Raw genomic sequence first — 14847 nt, 5'->3', positions numbered from 1 at the left:
CACAGATGCCACCTGACCCACCGCCTTCGCAGCCTCGCCGGGGCTCGACAGCTTGCTCCACATTAGTCTGGGTTGTTCGGGGTCGGGTTATTTCCCGCCGGTGATTTGCTTCACCAGCTCCGCATGCCCCTTCACATCATCAGCCCGGGAGATCGCCTGGATCACCAGCAGGCGGTTGCCCGAGCCACCGAGGAAGGTCGAGTTCAGGGTCTTGCCGCCGCCCTGGGTGGCGGTGCTGTCGACCTGGCGCAGGCCGAGGCCCTTGAACGTCAGCTTCTTCTCGGCCTGTTTCTTGAAATCGGGCAGGGCGGCGCTCTGGTCCTTGACGAACCCCGCGACGGCACCGTCGAGGAACTGCGGGTCATTGTCCTGAATGGTGACCCCATCGTTGCGCACGGTTTCGGCGACGATCACCACACTTTTTGTGGTCTGGTTGGCGTACAGCGTGCCTTGGGTGTCGCCGGTGCCATCTTCGGCCTTGCCCGCAGGCAGGGTGTCGGCCACATAGGCCTTGGGCAGGTTGAAGGTGAACTTGCCGCCCAGGGTGGCGATGGTCTGCGTGGCCGGCTTGCTTGCGGCAAACACGCTACCGGCGGTGAGCGCCAGGGCCAGCAAGGCTGCGGTCTTGGTGAAGGTGGCCATGAAGCACTCCAGAGGTGAACGAAATTGCGGCGTATTCTGTCAGAAAAATCGCAATATCGTTCACCAGCCGCCTCACACCTTGTCGGACTCTTCCTCTAGTCGATCCATCTCAAACAGCCGCGCCAGCTCCGTGCGGGCTTCCTGGGCGGTCTGCATCACCTTGGCCGCGTCGTCGTATACCGCATGCTGGGCGGCGAGTACTTGCAGGTCGTGGTTCTTGAAACGGGTGATGCGCGCATCGGCCTGGACCTCGGTCAAACCCAGTCCGACCAGGGTACGGCGGCTCATCTCCAGGCTGGAGTAGAAGGTCTCGCGAACCGGTGAAGCGTCCAGGTCCACCAGCCGGTGCACGTGCTGGCGGTTGCGCGCGCGGGCGATGATCTTCATGTGTGGGTAGAGGTTGCGCACCAGCGCGGCGGTCTTGATGTTGATCTCCGGGTCGTCCATGGCAATCACGAAGAACTCCGCTCGATCGACCTTGGCCGCATGCAGGATCTCTGGGCGCTGCGGGTCACCGTAGAACACCGGCATGCCGCCGAAGCTGCGGGTCAGTTCGATGGTTTCCACCGAGGTGTCCAGCGCAATGAACGAGATGTTCTGCGCCCGCAGGATCCGCGCGACGATCTGGCCCATACGGCCCATGCCGGCGATGACCACGCGCGGCGCGTCGCTTTCGATGGTGCGGTATTCCTCCGGCACGTCCACCGGCTTGGCCTTGGGCTTGAACAGCTTCGGGCATACCAGCAACAGCAACGGTGTGACCGCCATGGACAGGGTGATGGTCAGCACCAGCACATCATGGAGCCCGGCCTCGAAGAGGCCCTGGTCGCGACCGATCTTGAACACCACGAAGGCAAATTCACCGCCCGCCGCCAACACCACACCCAGGCGCAGTGCGCTCTCGCGGTTGAGGTCGCCCGCCAGTCGGCCAACGGCATACAGCAGCGGCAGTTTGAGGCCGATCAGCAACAGGGTCAGGCCAATCACCACCAACGGCGAGCTGAGCAGCAGGCTCAGGTTGGCGCCCATGCCCACACTGATAAAGAACAGGCCCAGCAGCAGGCCCTTGAACGGTTCGATCTGGGATTCCAGCTCGTGGCGGTATTCCGAGTCCGCCAGCAGCAGGCCGGCGAGAAACGCGCCGAGGGCCATGGACACGCCCACCAGCTCCATAAGCCAGGCCGTGCCGATCACCACCAGCAGCGCGGTGGCGGTGGACACTTCACGCAGCCCGGTCTTGGCGACGATGCGAAACACCGGTCGCAACAGGTAGCGTCCGCCGATGATCACCACGGCGATGCTGCCGAGGATCTGCAACACATGCTGCACGCCCTGGGCTTCGGTGGCCGGGTGGTCGCTACCGGCCAGCAGCGGTACGAGGGCGATCAGCGGGATCGCCGCAATGTCCTGGAACAGCAGAATCGCGAACGCCAGGCGACCGTGGGGCTGGTTCAGCTCCTTGCGCTCGGCCAGGCTTTGCAGGCCGAAGGCGGTGGACGACAACGCCAGGCCCAGACCGAGCACGATGGCACTGTTCCACGCCTGGCCAAACAGCCAAAGCGCCACTACGCCCATCACCAGCCCGGTGAGCAGCACCTGGGCCAGCCCCACGCCAAACACGGCTCTGCGCATTACCCATAAACGCTTGGGCGACAGCTCCAGGCCAATGATGAACAGCAACAACACCACCCCCAGTTCGGAAAACTGCGCGACGCTCTGCGGATTGCCCACCAGGCCGAGTACCGACGGGCCAATGATCACGCCGGCGAACAGATAGCCCAGCACCGCGCCCAGTTGCAGGCGCTTGGCCAGGGGCACGGTCAACACGGCGGCGAACAGAAACACCACGGCTGCTTGTAACAGGTTGCCTTCATGGGGCATTGCGAACTCCAGGGTCTTCAAAGCGAATCAACAGGGCGTATTAGAGCGCTTTTTACATTTTGAAAATTGTATTTTTGCTGCGCGGGGCGCGGGACGTTGACTGTCAGCCCGCTCTGACGACGCACTTACAAAAGTATTAATACCATTTAATTCAATGACTTTTCCGCGGGTCTACTAACGTTTTGGCACACGGGATCGGTTGTGGTCATTCCGTGTTCGATACGGGTGGATGCGAAGAGCAGGATGACGGCGGCCAACTGCCGCGTACTGACAACGACCACTCGCTGACCCACGATTTCTCCCTCGGGCTCTGATCAGGCCCGAGTCCCTTGAACCGCCCGAAAGGGCGGTTTTTTTACGCTTCTTTGGAGCGCGTCGAAGTTTCAATGTGTAAACGATGTCTCCGGTTTCGGAGAGGTATCGCTTGAATAACGGCTTGTTATTCTCTGTCCCCATTGTGCAGGTTGATGGACAATGAGCCCGGTTTCCCTCTGCTATAGGTCGCCCTTGTGAATCAACTTCTCGCCATGCGCGCCTTTGTCCGTGTTGTCGACACGGGCTCATTCAGTCGGGCGTCCGATCAGTTGGCGTTGCCACGTTCTACCGTCAGCAAGCTGATCACCGATCTGGAAAAGCACCTGGGCATCAAACTGATGCACCGCACCACCCGAGCCCTGGCGCCGACCTCCGAGGGGCTGGAGTATTACCAGCATGCCCGGCGGCTGGTAGCCGAACTGGACGAAGTCGACAGTGCCGCGCGCGGCCAGGTTCTCAAGCCGCGCGGGCACTTGCGTGTGGATGCGCCGGCTTCGTTTGCCAATTGCCTGCTGATTCCGGCCCTGGTGGACTTTCATCGGGAATACCCCGATATCACCGTGGCCCTGGGCATCAGCGACCGTGCGGTGAATATCGTGGGGGAGGGTGTGGACTGTGTGATTCGCGCCGGCAAGCTCGATGACATGGCCATGATCGGCCGCAAGGTGGCAGACCTGGAATACCTCACTTGCGCCGCGCCCGCCTACCTGGAACGCAACGGTATCCCGACTTCCCCGGAAGACCTGGCGCGCAATCACCTCAAGGCCGGTTACTTTTTTACCGGCTCAGGCAAGCCGGAGCCGCTGATTTTCGAGCAGGGTGGGCGGCGCATCGAAGTGAACGACTGTGCCTATTCCACCAACGAAGGCAACGGTCTCAAGGAAATGCTGCTCGCCGGGCTGGGCGTCGGGCAGCATTTCAAGGCGATCGTGCAGTATTACGTGGACACCGGCCAACTGGTGCAGGTGTTGCCGCAGTGGTCACGCCCGGCCACGCCGCTGCACTTGCTTTACCCACCCAATCGCCATCAGAGCGCGCGGCTCAAGGTGTTCACCGAGTGGGTGATGCGCACGTTCGGGATCAGGGAATGATCGCGGTCACGCGGACTTCCACGCGCATGGTCGGCAAGCCGAGGGCTTCGACGCCAACCTGCGTCCAGATGGGCGCATGGTCGGGCATGTAGCGGCGGTATTGCTTGACCATCGCCTCGTTGACCTCGGGCGGAAAGCCGCCCACGTGGTAGGAGTTGACATGAATCACGTGCTCCCAACCCGCGCCGGCTGCCGCCAGGGTGCGGTCCAGGTTGTGAAACGCCTGGGCGATTTCTTCCGCCAGGTCGGCGGGAATCTGGAGCGCGTCGTCCCATCCCCCTTGGCCGGAGGTTTCCACCCGGTTACCGACTTTGACTGCCTGTGAGTAATGCAGGTGTTCACGCAGGTAATCGCCGTAGCCCGGGGTGACGAAAAACTCGACATTGCTCATGGTATTTCCTCGGTTCAGTTCAAGACATGGCGGATGCTAGAGGATGAAATGAGCGAACAAAATCCCGGTTTTTTGGCATGACTGTTCACTGTTATGCATAATCCGCCGCGCTTGTGGCGGTCAGGATTCACCTCGCTGTGGATCCCGCTTTGTTACTATCGCTGTCCCTTTGTCACCAGGAGTCATCGCCCCATGCAACACCCGTGGGATGAAATGCACCGCACCCGCAAGCCCACGTTTCTGTTATGTGGAGAACCCAAGGGAGAGGTGCTCAATCTCTACGTGCACGGTTACTCGGCATTCTTCAACCCGCAACAACTGGGCAATTTCACCCAGCAGTTGGCGGGCATCGAAGGTTCGACCAACCTGATGCTGTTCTGGCCAGCGGGGCATTTCCTGGAAAACCTGTTTGCGCCGTTCAAGGATGTGATCACCTCGATGCTGGGCGGTGGCCTCGGGGCCGCGACGGTCGGGGTAGGCAAGGCGATTGCGTATTTTCTCGACCACTACAAGAGCGTCGAAGCCCGGGTCGATGAAGTGGCCGGCAGCCTGCTGCCGGAGCTTGTCCGCTATCTGCACGCCGAATCACTGGCGGTAGAGCGGATCAACTTGATCGGGCATTCGCTGGGCGCACGGATTCTGGTCAAGAGCCTGCTGGCCAGCCCCGAGATCGCTCGCGAATTGCCGCTCAATCACTTGTTGCTGATGGGGGGCGCAATCTGTACTTCCAGCCCCTGGGACGCAGTGTCGGCACCCCTCAAGGGGCGTGTGATCAACTGCCACTCCAGTCGGGACTGGGCCCTGGCCTTGAAACCGGACACCGAGCGTTGCATCGGGCGCTACGCCATTCCGTTGACGCCGGCGCTCAAGGCCAAGGTGACCAATGTGCACCTGGCCACTTTCGATCACGCCTCGTATTGGCCGCAGTTACAGACGGTGGTGCAGTACACCGATCTGTTACAGGAGCGGCGCGGCATGATCCGCGCGGATCAGCGCAGCAGCGAAGTGCGCTTTGCCGAGGAGGACGTGGAATTGTTCCCGGCGCTGGTGCAGGCGCGACCCGATGAATTGAAGTTTCTGGCCGAGTTGATGGCGCAAAAGCGCAGCGCTTCGATCGATGCGTCGGTACGCGAGCCGCTCAAGTTGGCGATCGAGTTGCAGCGCATGGGCGGAGATACGTTCATGAACATTGCCCGAGGCCATGGTGTGAGTTATCGGCAGATTGCCGAGGACGTGGTGCAGCGCTTGGGGATCCGCTTCGACGAACCGCTCGAAACGGTGGCGCTGGCGACCCTGGAAGCCCAGGTCGCCGAAACACTCATCGAGCAGTACAAGGACAAACTCAGCAGCACCGACCGTCAGGTGTTCGACGCCGAGCTCACGGCGGCTGCGCAAAAGGAACAAGGCCTGTTCAGCCGTTTCACTGTCGGCCGCTCGGCCACCACGGCATTGAGTGGCACGGCCCTGGCTGGGCTCACCGGGTTCATGCTGCGGCGTGGAGCGGCCACGGCGGTCCCGGTGGTGGGCCAGGCGCTGGCGGCGGCGATGCTGTTGGTGAGCGGCGTGCGCGCTTTTTCCGGGCCGGCCTATTCGATCACCACCCTGGCGGTGCTGGTGGTCGGTTTGATTCGTCAGCGCATGGAACGTGAAGCCCTCAACCAGGAAATGGATTTGGTGGTACAGGTGGTGGAGGCGTTTGATCTGCCCCGGGAAACAGTGGTGCGCACGGTTGGGTCCGACTGATAAGCTGCGCCCCTGTCTAAGTGTGTTTGCCTGGGATACCGCGTGAAATTCAGCCTGCCGAAAATCGCTACCGCCCCGTTCTGCCCGCCGGAAGTGGCCGGCTCCGTCGCCGTTGATCCCAAGGCCTCATTCTTCAAACGCATCCTCATGTTCGCCGGCCCCGGTTTGTTGATTTCGATTGGTTACATGGACCCGGGCAACTGGGCCACCGCCATCGAGGCAGGGTCGCGCTACGGTTACAGCCTGTTGTTCGTGGTGCTGCTGGCCAGTCTTGCCGGGATGGCGGTGCAGTGCCTGTGCTCGCGACTGGGGATCGCCACCGGCAAAGACCTGGCGCAACTGTGCCGTGAACGCTACAGCAAACGTTCGGCGCGCACTCAGTGGGTGCTGGCGGAAATCTCGATTGTGGCGACCGACCTTGCCGAAGTGCTCGGCTGCGCCCTGGCGTTTCATCTGATGCTGGGTGTATCGCTGACCACCGGCATTGTCATTACCGCGTTCGACACATTGCTGATCCTGGCCCTGCAAAACCGTGGTTTCCGACGTCTGGAAGCGATCATGCTGGCGCTGGTGGCAACCATCGGCGTGTGTTTCTTCATCGAGCTGGTGCTGATCAAACCCTACTGGCCGGAAGTGTTGAGCGGCTTCACCCCCTCATTGTCGGCCCTCAGCGACGCGGCTCCGCTGTACCTGGCCATTGGCATCCTCGGCGCCACGGTGATGCCCCATAACCTTTACCTGCACACCTCCATCGTGCAGACGCGCCTGATCGGCAAGGACCTCGCGAGCAAACAGGATGCGGTCAAGCTGGCACGTATCGACACCATCGGCTCCCTGGCCCTGGCGTTGTTGGTCAATGCCGCGATCCTGGTGCTGGCCGCGGCGGCCTTCCACAAGACCGGCCACAGTGATGTGGTGGAAATCCAGGACGCCTACCACTTGCTTGACCCCCTGGTCGGTGGCGTCTTTGCCAGTATCCTGTTCGGCATCGCCTTGCTGGCCTCGGGGCAAAGCTCGACGTTTACCGGCACCATCGCCGGGCAGGTGATCATGGAGGGCTACCTCAACCTGCGTATCCCGTGCTGGCAACGCCGTTTGATCACCCGTGGGCTGGCGCTGATCCCGGCGTTCCTTGGGGTGTGGCTGATGGGCGACGATGCCATCGGCAAGCTGCTGATCCTCAGCCAGGTAGTCCTCAGCCTGCAATTGCCCTTTGCGCTGTACCCCTTGATCCGCATGACTGGCGACAAACAGTTGATGGGTCCATTCGTCAATCGAATGCCCACCCGCATACTGGCGTGGTTTCTGTTTACGGTGATCAGCGGGGCGAATGCATGGTTGATCGGCCAGTGGCTGTTTTGATGTGAACGTTCGTGACGGTGATGACCTAGACCAGGATGGCCAGGGAGGTGTACTGGGCGATCTGTGGGTCTGCGGTCAATAACCTCATGGGCTCGCTCATGGCGGTGGCAACGAGGAGCCGGTCAAAAGGGTCCTTGTGGTAATGCTCAAGGTCGCTCACCGACAGGGCATGTTCCAATGTGATGGGCAGTTCGACAAAACCACTGTCCAGGCTGTATTCACGAATTTCATCCAGATCGATATCCAGCTTGCCCAGGCCGACCTTGATCGCCATCTCCCAGAACGTTGCCGCGCTCACGTAGATTTCTGCTGCATTCTCAATGAGTTTTCGAGCTTTGCTGGATAACTTCGGGTCATCATTCAACGCCCAAAGCAGGATGTGGGTATCCAGCAACACCCTCATGAATGGCTGCCTTCGAAGGCATCCAGCACGTCATCCGGCAGGGGTGCGTCGAAGTCTGCGGGAATGACGAGCTTTCCTTTCATGGCACCTATTCGACGGCCTTTGGATTTTCCCACAGGCACCAACTGCGCCATTGCACGTCCATGCTTTGCAATCGTGATGACCTTGCCGGCGGCGGCTTCATCGACCAGCTTCGACAAGTTGTTTTTTGCCTCACCCAAAGGGATGGTAACCATGTCAGTCTCTCCCGATTTTGGCCAAATATAGCCAAAACTGGGTGAGCTATCCAAAACGGGGCGACCGCTGGTTAATGCTGCGCGCTCGGCGCGCGACTGTTTCCGGTACATGAACTCCATGGAGACTCTCCAAACCGATTTCGCCAAAGTCTGCCGCAGCCTGCCAAGTGCAAAAAATAGTGGCCCGTAAATTCAGAGCGGGACTACTTCGGCGTCTAGGAAAGTTCCTCATCCACTCAGCGTTTTGCCACCTGCAACGCTCAGCGATCCCAATACGGCACCGTGCCAAAACATTCCACAAAGTAATCGATCACCGTGCGCACCTTCAGCGACAACCGCCGGCTGCCCGGCCATAGCGCCGCGATCTGCTGAGGTTCCAGGGTCGTTGCGACGTCATAGTCCGTCAGCACCGCTTGCAGCGTGCCTGCGCGTAAAGCTTCGCCGATCAGCCAGGAGGGAAATACCACCAACCCCAGGCCTTGCTCGGCGGCGTGGGTCAGGGTGTCGGCATGGTTGCCGGTAATCGGGCCCTTGACGCTGTAGGGCGTCCAGTCGCCGCCGTTACGGCGAAAGAACCAGCGCTGCTGACCGGTGATGCCTTTGTAGGCCAGGCATTGATGCCTGAGCAGTTCGTCCGGGTGCTCGGGCGTGCCATGGCGGGCCAGATAGGCCGGGCTTGCAGCGATGCGAAAGCGTTGGGGGGCGAAGATCCGCGCCTGCATGCTGGAGTCGTTGAGCACGCCGATGCGAAACAACAGGTCGGTGCCATCTTGCAGCGGGTCGACGTAGGTATCGGTTTGCTGGATATCCAGTTGCAGCTTGGGATAGCGCTGGCAGAGCGCTCCCAGCCACGGTGACAGGTGACGCTGGCCAAACACCATGGGGGCGTTGATGCGTACCAGCCCACTGGGTTCGCTGTCCTGTTCCTGCAAGGCCTGGCCGGCGCTTTCCAGTTGTTCCAGCATCAGGCGCGCGTGGCGCCCGAGCAGGCGCCCGGCTTCAGTGGGGCTGACCGCGCGGGTGTGGCGGTACAGCAATTGCTGGCCGATGGCCTGTTCCATCAACTGGATCTGCCGGGAGATGGAGGAGGGCGCCAGATTTTCGCGGCGGGCGACTTCGGAAAAGCTGCCGTGGTCCAGCACCGCGACGAACAGGCGCAGTGCCTTGAAACTCAATTCATTCAAGCCCTGCATGGTGGCTCCAGGCTGTGCGTATTGCGCAAAAGTGTTGTACGCATGCTCCCATTTATCGCACAGAAGGGCCACCGGATAATGTGCGCCATGTTCCTTTCCTGAAGCGCAGGTGATGTATGCAGGCACGTTCCATAGAGGGTGTGGCCCAGGCCATGCCGGAAAAAAACCGGTTGCGATGGCTGTTGCTGCCGTTGGTGATCCTGGCCGGCATGGGCCTGTCGGTGGAGGCGGGCCTGCTCGGGCCGCTGGGTGTGCAGGTGGGGCATTTATGGGCCACGTTGAGCATCTTCGGCGTGGGCTCGGCGATTCTGTTTCTGTTGCTGCTGTTCAGCGGCCCGCAAAAGGGCCCGGCGCTGACCGAGCTGCCACGCTGGCAGTTGATCGGTGGGTTCCTGGGGCCGATGTACGTGGTGGTATTGACCCTGGCCACGCCGCATATCGGCATTGCCATGACCATGATTGCGATCCTGTCGGGCCAGGTCGGCAAAAGTGTGCTGATCGACCATTTCGGCTGGTTCGGCGCTGCACGCAAGCGGGTCAATGGTGAGCGCTGGATGGCCCTGGTGCTGATTGTGGTTGCACTGGTTTTGATTGCTCGAGGTTAAGGCGATGAATCTGATTCTGTTATTGGTAGTGGTGATTGCCGCCGGCGCGGTGTTGAGTGTGCAGGCGGCGATCAACGGGCGTCTGGGCCAGACCGTGGGCGTGCTGCGCAGCAGCCTGCTGACGTTTTCAGTGGGGGCGATCAGCACCGGTCTATTGATTCTGTTCTTTGAGCCGGCCCATGCCGTGAGCCTGCTGGACGTGCCGAAATGGCAACTCACCGGGGCGCTGTTCGGGGTGGTGTACATGATGGTGATGGTTGGCGCGGTGCCGGTGGTGGGCACGGCGGTGGCGACGGTGGCGGTGATCGTCGGGCAACTGGGCATGGGCATGCTGATCGACAACTTCGGCTGGCTGGGCAACCCGGCCATCGAGCTGTCGGGCAACCGTATCGTCGCGATGCTGTGCCTGGCGCTGGCACTGGTGTTCATGTACCGCAGCAATGCCCGACAGGTCGATTAACCGACTTCCAACTCCAGCCGCAGGCTGTAATCGGACAGCCGCTGGCTGTCCTTGACCACGCCGCTGGTGCGCCGGCCCTCCAGGGCAAATACCACGGTTTGCGCCGCGTGCAGGTCATTGGGCAGGGGTTGAAACACCTTCAGCACCATCCAGCCGGGTTGCTGCTGCACGCTGACCTGGCATTCGACATGCCTGGCCAACGGCCCGAAGAGTGTGTCCTGGGTGTAATCGATCCGCGCCTTGCCGTTGATGGGGATGGGGCAATCCATGGGGGGCTCCTTGATCCAGCCTGGGCACGCGCATCCTGGCGGCCCGATATGGGGTTGAGTGTAGGCAAGTGATCCTGGGGGGCTGCGAAAATTCACTCGGATTGTCGAACGGTGGTGATTACCATGGCGCCTCACCCTTGATTGATGTGTGCTCCATGGCCCTGGCCGCGCCCCCCGACCTCAGTGATCACGCCGTTCCCGTGCAACCGTTGGCACGCACCTACCCCCGTGGATTGTTCGTGGAGCCCCACAGTCATGATTGGGGCCAGTTGCTCTATGCCATGAGCGGGGTGATGTGGGTCGAGACGCCACGCGAAGCGCTGGTGGTGCCGCCCCAGCGTGCGGTGTGGCTGCCGCCGGGAGTCGAACACGGGATCCGCGTGGTCTCGGACCTGCAGATGCGCAATATTTATCTGCGCCCGGCACTGGCGGCGACGCTGGACAGCCAGGTGCAGGTGATCGAAGTGGGTGGGCTGTTGCGCGAACTGATCGTCACCCTGGTGGACGAGGGCGATCAGGGCGATGCGGCCTACTACGACGCCGTGGTCGGCCTGGCCCTGCTGGAACTGCAACGGGCCCGCCGCTCGCAGATCCGCATCGCCATGCCGGTAGAGGCCGACCGCCGCCTGGTCAGCGCTTGTCAGGCGGTGATGGCCGCGCCGTCCCTGGAGATTCCGTTCGAACACCACGCCGAAACGGCGGGTGCCAGCGTGCGCACCCTGGCGCGGTTGTTCCAGAACAACCTGGGCATGGGGTTCGCCGAATGGCGGCGCCAGGTACAACTGGCCACGGCGGTGGCGGAGTTGATCCAGGGCCAGTCGGTCAGCGCTATCGCGCGCTCCCTGGGCTATTCGCCGAGCAGTTTCAGCGACATGTTTCGTCGCGAACTGGGGATTGCTCCTTCGCAGTTCCGCGGTTGAAGGCTTGGCCGAAATCCTGAAGCACTTGGCCGATGCTTCAGGAACAGGACCTCTACACTGCGCCCATCAACCTACCAGGCGCAGCCCCCATGAGTTATCTGATTTCCCTTGCCATCGGCCTGTTGGTCGGCGTGATCTACGGCGCCCTGGACTTCCGTTCGCCCGCTCCACCCGCCATCGCGCTGGTGGGCCTGATGGGCATGCTGCTTGGTGAAAAGCTCTGGCCCATGGGCCGGCAACTGATCAGCGCCTGGTGGTCCTGATGCCTCTCTTTCTCTTCGATGGATACCTGTCATGAAAGCACTGCAATTTTCCGCCACTGGCGACCTGTCCGCCCTTCGTTTCGTCGACGTCGCCACACCGGTACCCGCCGAGGGTGAAGTGCTGGTGCAGGTCAAGGCGGCGGGCCTCAACCCCAGCGATGTGAAAAACGTGCTTGGCCGTTTCCCCTACACCACGCTGCCGCGCATTGCCGGGCGTGATTTTGCCGGTGTGGTGGTGCAAGGCCCGCAGGCGTTGGTGGGCCAGGAGGTCTGGGGCACGGGGCGCGACCTGGGGTTCTTCGCCGACGGCTCCCACGCGCAGTACCTCAGCGTATCGGCCAAGGGCGTGGCGCATAAACCTGCCCACCTGAGTTTTGCCCAGGCCGCCAGCCTTGGCGTGCCGTACACCACTGCCTGGGACGCACTGGAGCGCAGCGGTGTCGGCCAAGGCACGCGGCTGCTGGTGATCGGAGCCAACGGTGCGGTGGGCAGTGCGACCCTGGCCCTGGCAAAGATTCGCGGTGCCCAGGTGCTGGCCGCCGTGCGTCGACCTGAACAGGTGGAGGTGCTGCAGGCCCAAGGCGTCGAAGCCATCGTCCTGGGCAAGCCCGAGGAGCTGGGTGTGCAGGTGAATGCCGTGTTCAAGGGCGGTGCCGACGTGATCTTCGATACCACGGGTTTCTGGCTGCCGGCGGCGGTGGCGGCGCTGGCGCCGTTCGGGCGGATCGCGATTATCGCCGCGCCGGTTGACGGCCTTGTGCAGTTGCCCGCCCTGGCGTTGTACCGCAAGGGCGGTTCGGTGGTGGGCATCAATTCACTGCTTTACAACTGTGAACAGTGCGCAGTGATGCTGGAGCAGTTTGGACGCTTCTTCGATGAGGGCTCGCTGCCACTGCCCACCGGCCTGCGCGAAGTGGCGCTGGCCGATGGCGTGCAGTGCTATGAGGAAGTGAACAGCGGTAGCGCAGACAAAATCATCTTCCTGCCCTGATACCCCGCTATCCGATCGTTCCCACGCAGCGCGTCACGACGCTAAAGCACACGCGGAGCGTGGGAACGATCATGCTTCACGCCTCAGGAACACCTTTTTCCCAGGCCGACCAGTTCTTCAGGATCGCCTGCACCAGCGGGTTGCCCGTGCGGTACAGGTTTTCCAGCGCCGGTACGAACCCGCCCTGGTCCGCGTATTTCAGCAGGTTATCCACCTCGCTGTAGCCCGGGTAAGGACGGTCGAAGTCCGAACCTGCGCGCACCACCGCCAGGCGCTGCATGTCCACCAAACCTTCACGGCTGGCGCGCAGCAGCGCTTCATAGGTGGAGTTGTCTTCCTGTTGAGTGGTGCAGTATTCGCCTTTGTTGTCGGTCAGCAGCCTGGTCCAGACTTCGGCGCGCTCGCTCAGGCGTGTGCCGGAGAACCAGGTGTTGCCCGCCACGGTGTCGCACCGGGTGACTTGCGGCGGCTGGTTGGCTGGCGCGGCAGGGTAGTGTTTGCGCCAGGCGCTGGACTCCTTGCTTTCAGTCAGTTCCACTTTTTGCGACAGGGCGAAGGCCTTGGCCTGCAATTTGGGGTTCAGCTCGAACACTTCGGTTTTGTAGTCCAGCGGTGGTTTTTCGTTGGGCCCTTTGGTGTTGATGCCGATGTAGCCGGTCGGCCAATCCTTGGGCGCATCCCGCGAGTCCAGCTCCCACTGGGTGCCGAACTCCACCAGGTAATGTGCCCACGCGGTGGTACCGATGGTGCCGTGCTTGGGGCTGATGCCGGCGATCCCGGCGATCAGGAAGTAGCTCTGGCGCAAGTCGAACCTGGGCGACAGGGCCAGCGCCAGGGTGGAGGCGGCGGCGTTGGTCTGGCCCATGCCGGTCACCAGCAGGCACACATCCTGGGTGTTGCAGCGGATCACCGGGTATTCGGCGGACAGCCCCGGTACGCGCACTTCCTGCTTGAGTTCCAGGCGATCGATCCAGGTTTGCGCCTCGGGGGCGAACATGGTGATCAGCATCACCTTGGGTTTGATCGGCGCAGGCGTATCGGCCAGCACCATGTGGGGCAGCACGGCCAGGCCGACAGCGATAGAGAGACGGGTCAACGTTTTCATCGAGTGCTCCTTGATCAGAATTGGTAGCCCACGCCGGCGTAGTAACCCCAGCCGTCGGAGCGGGCGCGGAAGTTGCCTTCGCCGAAATTCAGCTCGCTGCCGTCTTCCCAGTTGCCGCCGTTGTGGAAGTAGCGGCCGACCAGAGTGAAGCGCAGATGGGTGAAGGAATACAACAGCACGTTGGTGGCCACCACTGCGTTGGCGGTGCGCGCGGGGTTGTCTTTGTGCAGGTTCGAGCCGAAATCGTAGTTGGTGAAACCGATGTAGGTCAGTGAGGCGCCGTTGTCGAAGCTGCTGATCGGCACGATGTATTTCATCTGTGCGCGGTAACCGTCCCAGGAATATTCATTGCTGGCGCCATAGTTTTCCCACTGGTAGCGCCCGTAGAAGTTGGCCGACAGGTTGACCCGCGAATGGGTATCGATGTCGGTGCCCAGGCCGCTGTACAGCGTATTGGCACGGTTGGCCTTGTTGCTGCCGTGGTCGTAGATCCAGTCGAACGCCACGTACCATTCCTTGAAGGGGCCGATGGCCAGGCTGCGCCCCGCCAGGTAATCGATGGAAATCCGTGGTTCGTGCTCCATGAATACCGGCGAGCCATGGTCCCACACGCCTTTGTCATTGCTGTTGCCGATGGTGAGAATCTTCGGCACGTCGATATAACCGTACAACTCGAAGGGTCCCTTGCGACCGAAGTATTCGTACTCCAGGTAGACGTCATCCTGGGGTTTGGGCCCGAAGCTGATGTCTTTGCTGCCGATGAGCGTGAGGTCCTGGTTGAACCAGTCGGAAAAGTAGGCGCCTTGTTTCGGCGGGCTGGCTTCCGGGCTCAGGGTTTCGCCCTGTGCTGACTCATCGACGGCAGGTTGTTGCGCCAAAATGGGTGTACTGAGTACTCCCGTAACGGCGGCCAGTAGCAAGGAAACACCAAAGGAGGCAGGACGCCTGGCGGTGGAGTGCATTGAAAATCCCTATTC

Annotated in this window: 17 protein-coding genes; 8 read left to right on the top strand and 9 right to left on the bottom strand. The window is 61.6% G+C overall.

Annotated elements, in window-relative coordinates:
- Nucleotides 1–87: 87 nt before the first annotated feature.
- Both ACW9IN_RS24830 and ACW9IN_RS24825 read right to left on the bottom strand, forming a co-directional pair.
- Nucleotides 88–642 carry a hypothetical protein gene (locus ACW9IN_RS24830; protein ID WP_457368306.1) on the bottom strand — a complete coding sequence of 185 codons (555 nt, stop codon included), beginning with the start codon at nt 640–642 and terminating at the stop codon, nt 88–90.
- A gap of 72 nt (nt 643–714) precedes the next feature.
- Nucleotides 715–2523, bottom strand: coding sequence for a monovalent cation:proton antiporter-2 (CPA2) family protein (locus ACW9IN_RS24825; protein ID WP_457368305.1), 1809 nt, complete (start codon nt 2521–2523; stop codon nt 715–717).
- Nucleotides 2524–3032: 509 nt separating this feature from the next.
- On the opposite strand from ACW9IN_RS24825, the gene ACW9IN_RS24820 reads away from it, so the two are divergent.
- Nucleotides 3033–3929 (top strand): LysR family transcriptional regulator, encoded by an 897-nt coding sequence (locus ACW9IN_RS24820; protein ID WP_457368304.1) that lies wholly within the window; start codon nt 3033–3035, stop codon nt 3927–3929.
- Here ACW9IN_RS24820 and ACW9IN_RS24815 read toward each other — a convergent pair.
- Complete coding sequence (locus tag ACW9IN_RS24815) at nt 3919–4320, bottom strand: RidA family protein (RefSeq protein ID WP_457368303.1); 402 nt, start codon at nt 4318–4320, stop codon at nt 3919–3921. The genes ACW9IN_RS24820 and ACW9IN_RS24815 overlap by 11 nt on opposite strands.
- Before the next feature lie 192 nt (nt 4321–4512).
- Between ACW9IN_RS24815 and ACW9IN_RS24810 the strand changes: the two genes are divergently transcribed.
- Both ACW9IN_RS24810 and ACW9IN_RS24805 read left to right on the top strand, forming a co-directional pair.
- Nucleotides 4513–6063 (top strand): DUF726 domain-containing protein, encoded by a 1551-nt coding sequence (locus ACW9IN_RS24810; RefSeq protein WP_457368302.1) that lies wholly within the window; start codon nt 4513–4515, stop codon nt 6061–6063.
- Nucleotides 6064–6105: 42 nt separating this feature from the next.
- Nucleotides 6106–7425, top strand: coding sequence for an Nramp family divalent metal transporter (locus ACW9IN_RS24805; RefSeq protein ID WP_457368301.1), 1320 nt, complete (start codon nt 6106–6108; stop codon nt 7423–7425).
- Nucleotides 7426–7450: 25 nt separating this feature from the next.
- Here the strand turns inward: ACW9IN_RS24805 and ACW9IN_RS24800 are convergent, their stop codons facing one another.
- The 3 genes from ACW9IN_RS24800 to ACW9IN_RS24790 form a co-directional block, all read right to left on the bottom strand.
- Nucleotides 7451–7828 carry a type II toxin-antitoxin system VapC family toxin gene (locus ACW9IN_RS24800; protein ID WP_457368300.1) on the bottom strand — a complete coding sequence of 126 codons (378 nt, stop codon included), beginning with the start codon at nt 7826–7828 and terminating at the stop codon, nt 7451–7453.
- The gene (locus ACW9IN_RS24795; protein WP_457368299.1) at nt 7825–8184 is read right to left on the bottom strand and encodes a type II toxin-antitoxin system Phd/YefM family antitoxin; all 360 of its coding nucleotides are present in this window, start codon (nt 8182–8184) and stop codon (nt 7825–7827) included. Before ACW9IN_RS24795 ends, ACW9IN_RS24800 begins: the two co-directional genes overlap by 4 nt.
- Before the next feature lie 140 nt (nt 8185–8324).
- Entirely contained in the window at nt 8325–9257 is a 933-nt protein-coding gene (locus ACW9IN_RS24790; protein WP_457368298.1) for a LysR family transcriptional regulator, read from the bottom strand.
- A gap of 116 nt (nt 9258–9373) precedes the next feature.
- On the opposite strand from ACW9IN_RS24790, the gene ACW9IN_RS24785 reads away from it, so the two are divergent.
- On the top strand, nt 9374–9862 hold the full coding sequence (locus tag ACW9IN_RS24785) for a DMT family transporter (RefSeq protein ID WP_457368297.1): 489 nt from the start codon (nt 9374–9376) through the stop codon (nt 9860–9862).
- Nucleotides 9863–9866: 4 nt separating this feature from the next.
- Complete coding sequence (locus ACW9IN_RS24780) at nt 9867–10322, top strand: DMT family transporter (RefSeq protein ID WP_457368296.1); 456 nt, start codon at nt 9867–9869, stop codon at nt 10320–10322.
- Here ACW9IN_RS24780 and ACW9IN_RS24775 read toward each other — a convergent pair.
- Entirely contained in the window at nt 10319–10591 is a 273-nt protein-coding gene (locus ACW9IN_RS24775; RefSeq protein ID WP_457368295.1) for a hypothetical protein, read from the bottom strand. The genes ACW9IN_RS24780 and ACW9IN_RS24775 overlap by 4 nt on opposite strands.
- 155 nt (nt 10592–10746) lie before the next feature.
- Here ACW9IN_RS24775 and ACW9IN_RS24770 point away from each other — a divergent pair, with 155 nt between their 5' ends.
- The 3 genes from ACW9IN_RS24770 (at nt 10747) to ACW9IN_RS24760 (ending at nt 12765) form a co-directional block, all read left to right on the top strand.
- Nucleotides 10747–11511 (top strand): AraC family transcriptional regulator, encoded by a 765-nt coding sequence (locus ACW9IN_RS24770; protein ID WP_457368309.1) that lies wholly within the window; start codon nt 10747–10749, stop codon nt 11509–11511.
- 89 nt (nt 11512–11600) lie between these two features.
- Complete coding sequence (locus tag ACW9IN_RS24765; protein WP_457368294.1) at nt 11601–11774, top strand: DUF1427 family protein; 174 nt, start codon at nt 11601–11603, stop codon at nt 11772–11774.
- Between the two features lie 31 nt (nt 11775–11805).
- Nucleotides 11806–12765, top strand: coding sequence for a quinone oxidoreductase family protein (locus tag ACW9IN_RS24760; protein WP_457368293.1), 960 nt, complete (start codon nt 11806–11808; stop codon nt 12763–12765).
- A gap of 76 nt (nt 12766–12841) precedes the next feature.
- On the opposite strand, the gene ACW9IN_RS24755 is transcribed toward ACW9IN_RS24760, so the two are convergent.
- Together ACW9IN_RS24755 and ACW9IN_RS24750 are read right to left on the bottom strand one after the other, a co-directional pair.
- On the bottom strand, nt 12842–13870 hold the full coding sequence (locus ACW9IN_RS24755; protein ID WP_457368292.1) for a purine-nucleoside phosphorylase: 1029 nt from the start codon (nt 13868–13870) through the stop codon (nt 12842–12844).
- Nucleotides 13871–13884: 14 nt separating this feature from the next.
- The gene (locus tag ACW9IN_RS24750) at nt 13885–14832 is read right to left on the bottom strand and encodes a nucleoside-specific channel-forming protein Tsx (protein ID WP_457368291.1); all 948 of its coding nucleotides are present in this window, start codon (nt 14830–14832) and stop codon (nt 13885–13887) included.
- Nucleotides 14833–14847 lie beyond the last annotated feature (15 nt).

The organism is Pseudomonas sp. SDO5271_S396 (assembly GCF_054071795.1).
The sequence above is the reverse complement of the archived record's forward strand: the minus strand, read 5'-3'. Positions and strand labels throughout refer to the sequence as shown.

Coding starts and splice junctions, on each gene's coding strand:
- ACW9IN_RS24800 (WP_457368300.1), bottom strand. CDS start 7,828: ATGAGGGTGTTGCTGGATACCCACATCCTGCTTTGGGCGTTGAATGAT.
- ACW9IN_RS24770 (WP_457368309.1), top strand. CDS start 10,747: ATGGCCCTGGCCGCGCCCCCCGACCTCAGTGATCACGCCGTTCCCGTG.
- ACW9IN_RS24795 (WP_457368299.1), bottom strand. CDS start 8,184: ATGGAGTTCATGTACCGGAAACAGTCGCGCGCCGAGCGCGCAGCATTA.
- ACW9IN_RS24815 (WP_457368303.1), bottom strand. CDS start 4,320: ATGAGCAATGTCGAGTTTTTCGTCACCCCGGGCTACGGCGATTACCTG.
- ACW9IN_RS24785 (WP_457368297.1), top strand. CDS start 9,374: ATGCAGGCACGTTCCATAGAGGGTGTGGCCCAGGCCATGCCGGAAAAA.
- ACW9IN_RS24825 (WP_457368305.1), bottom strand. CDS start 2,523: ATGCCCCATGAAGGCAACCTGTTACAAGCAGCCGTGGTGTTTCTGTTC.
- ACW9IN_RS24760 (WP_457368293.1), top strand. CDS start 11,806: ATGAAAGCACTGCAATTTTCCGCCACTGGCGACCTGTCCGCCCTTCGT.
- ACW9IN_RS24750 (WP_457368291.1), bottom strand. CDS start 14,832: ATGCACTCCACCGCCAGGCGTCCTGCCTCCTTTGGTGTTTCCTTGCTA.
- ACW9IN_RS24765 (WP_457368294.1), top strand. CDS start 11,601: ATGAGTTATCTGATTTCCCTTGCCATCGGCCTGTTGGTCGGCGTGATC.
- ACW9IN_RS24790 (WP_457368298.1), bottom strand. CDS start 9,257: ATGCAGGGCTTGAATGAATTGAGTTTCAAGGCACTGCGCCTGTTCGTC.
- ACW9IN_RS24755 (WP_457368292.1), bottom strand. CDS start 13,870: ATGAAAACGTTGACCCGTCTCTCTATCGCTGTCGGCCTGGCCGTGCTG.
- ACW9IN_RS24780 (WP_457368296.1), top strand. CDS start 9,867: ATGAATCTGATTCTGTTATTGGTAGTGGTGATTGCCGCCGGCGCGGTG.
- ACW9IN_RS24830 (WP_457368306.1), bottom strand. CDS start 642: ATGGCCACCTTCACCAAGACCGCAGCCTTGCTGGCCCTGGCGCTCACC.
- ACW9IN_RS24810 (WP_457368302.1), top strand. CDS start 4,513: ATGCAACACCCGTGGGATGAAATGCACCGCACCCGCAAGCCCACGTTT.
- ACW9IN_RS24775 (WP_457368295.1), bottom strand. CDS start 10,591: ATGGATTGCCCCATCCCCATCAACGGCAAGGCGCGGATCGATTACACC.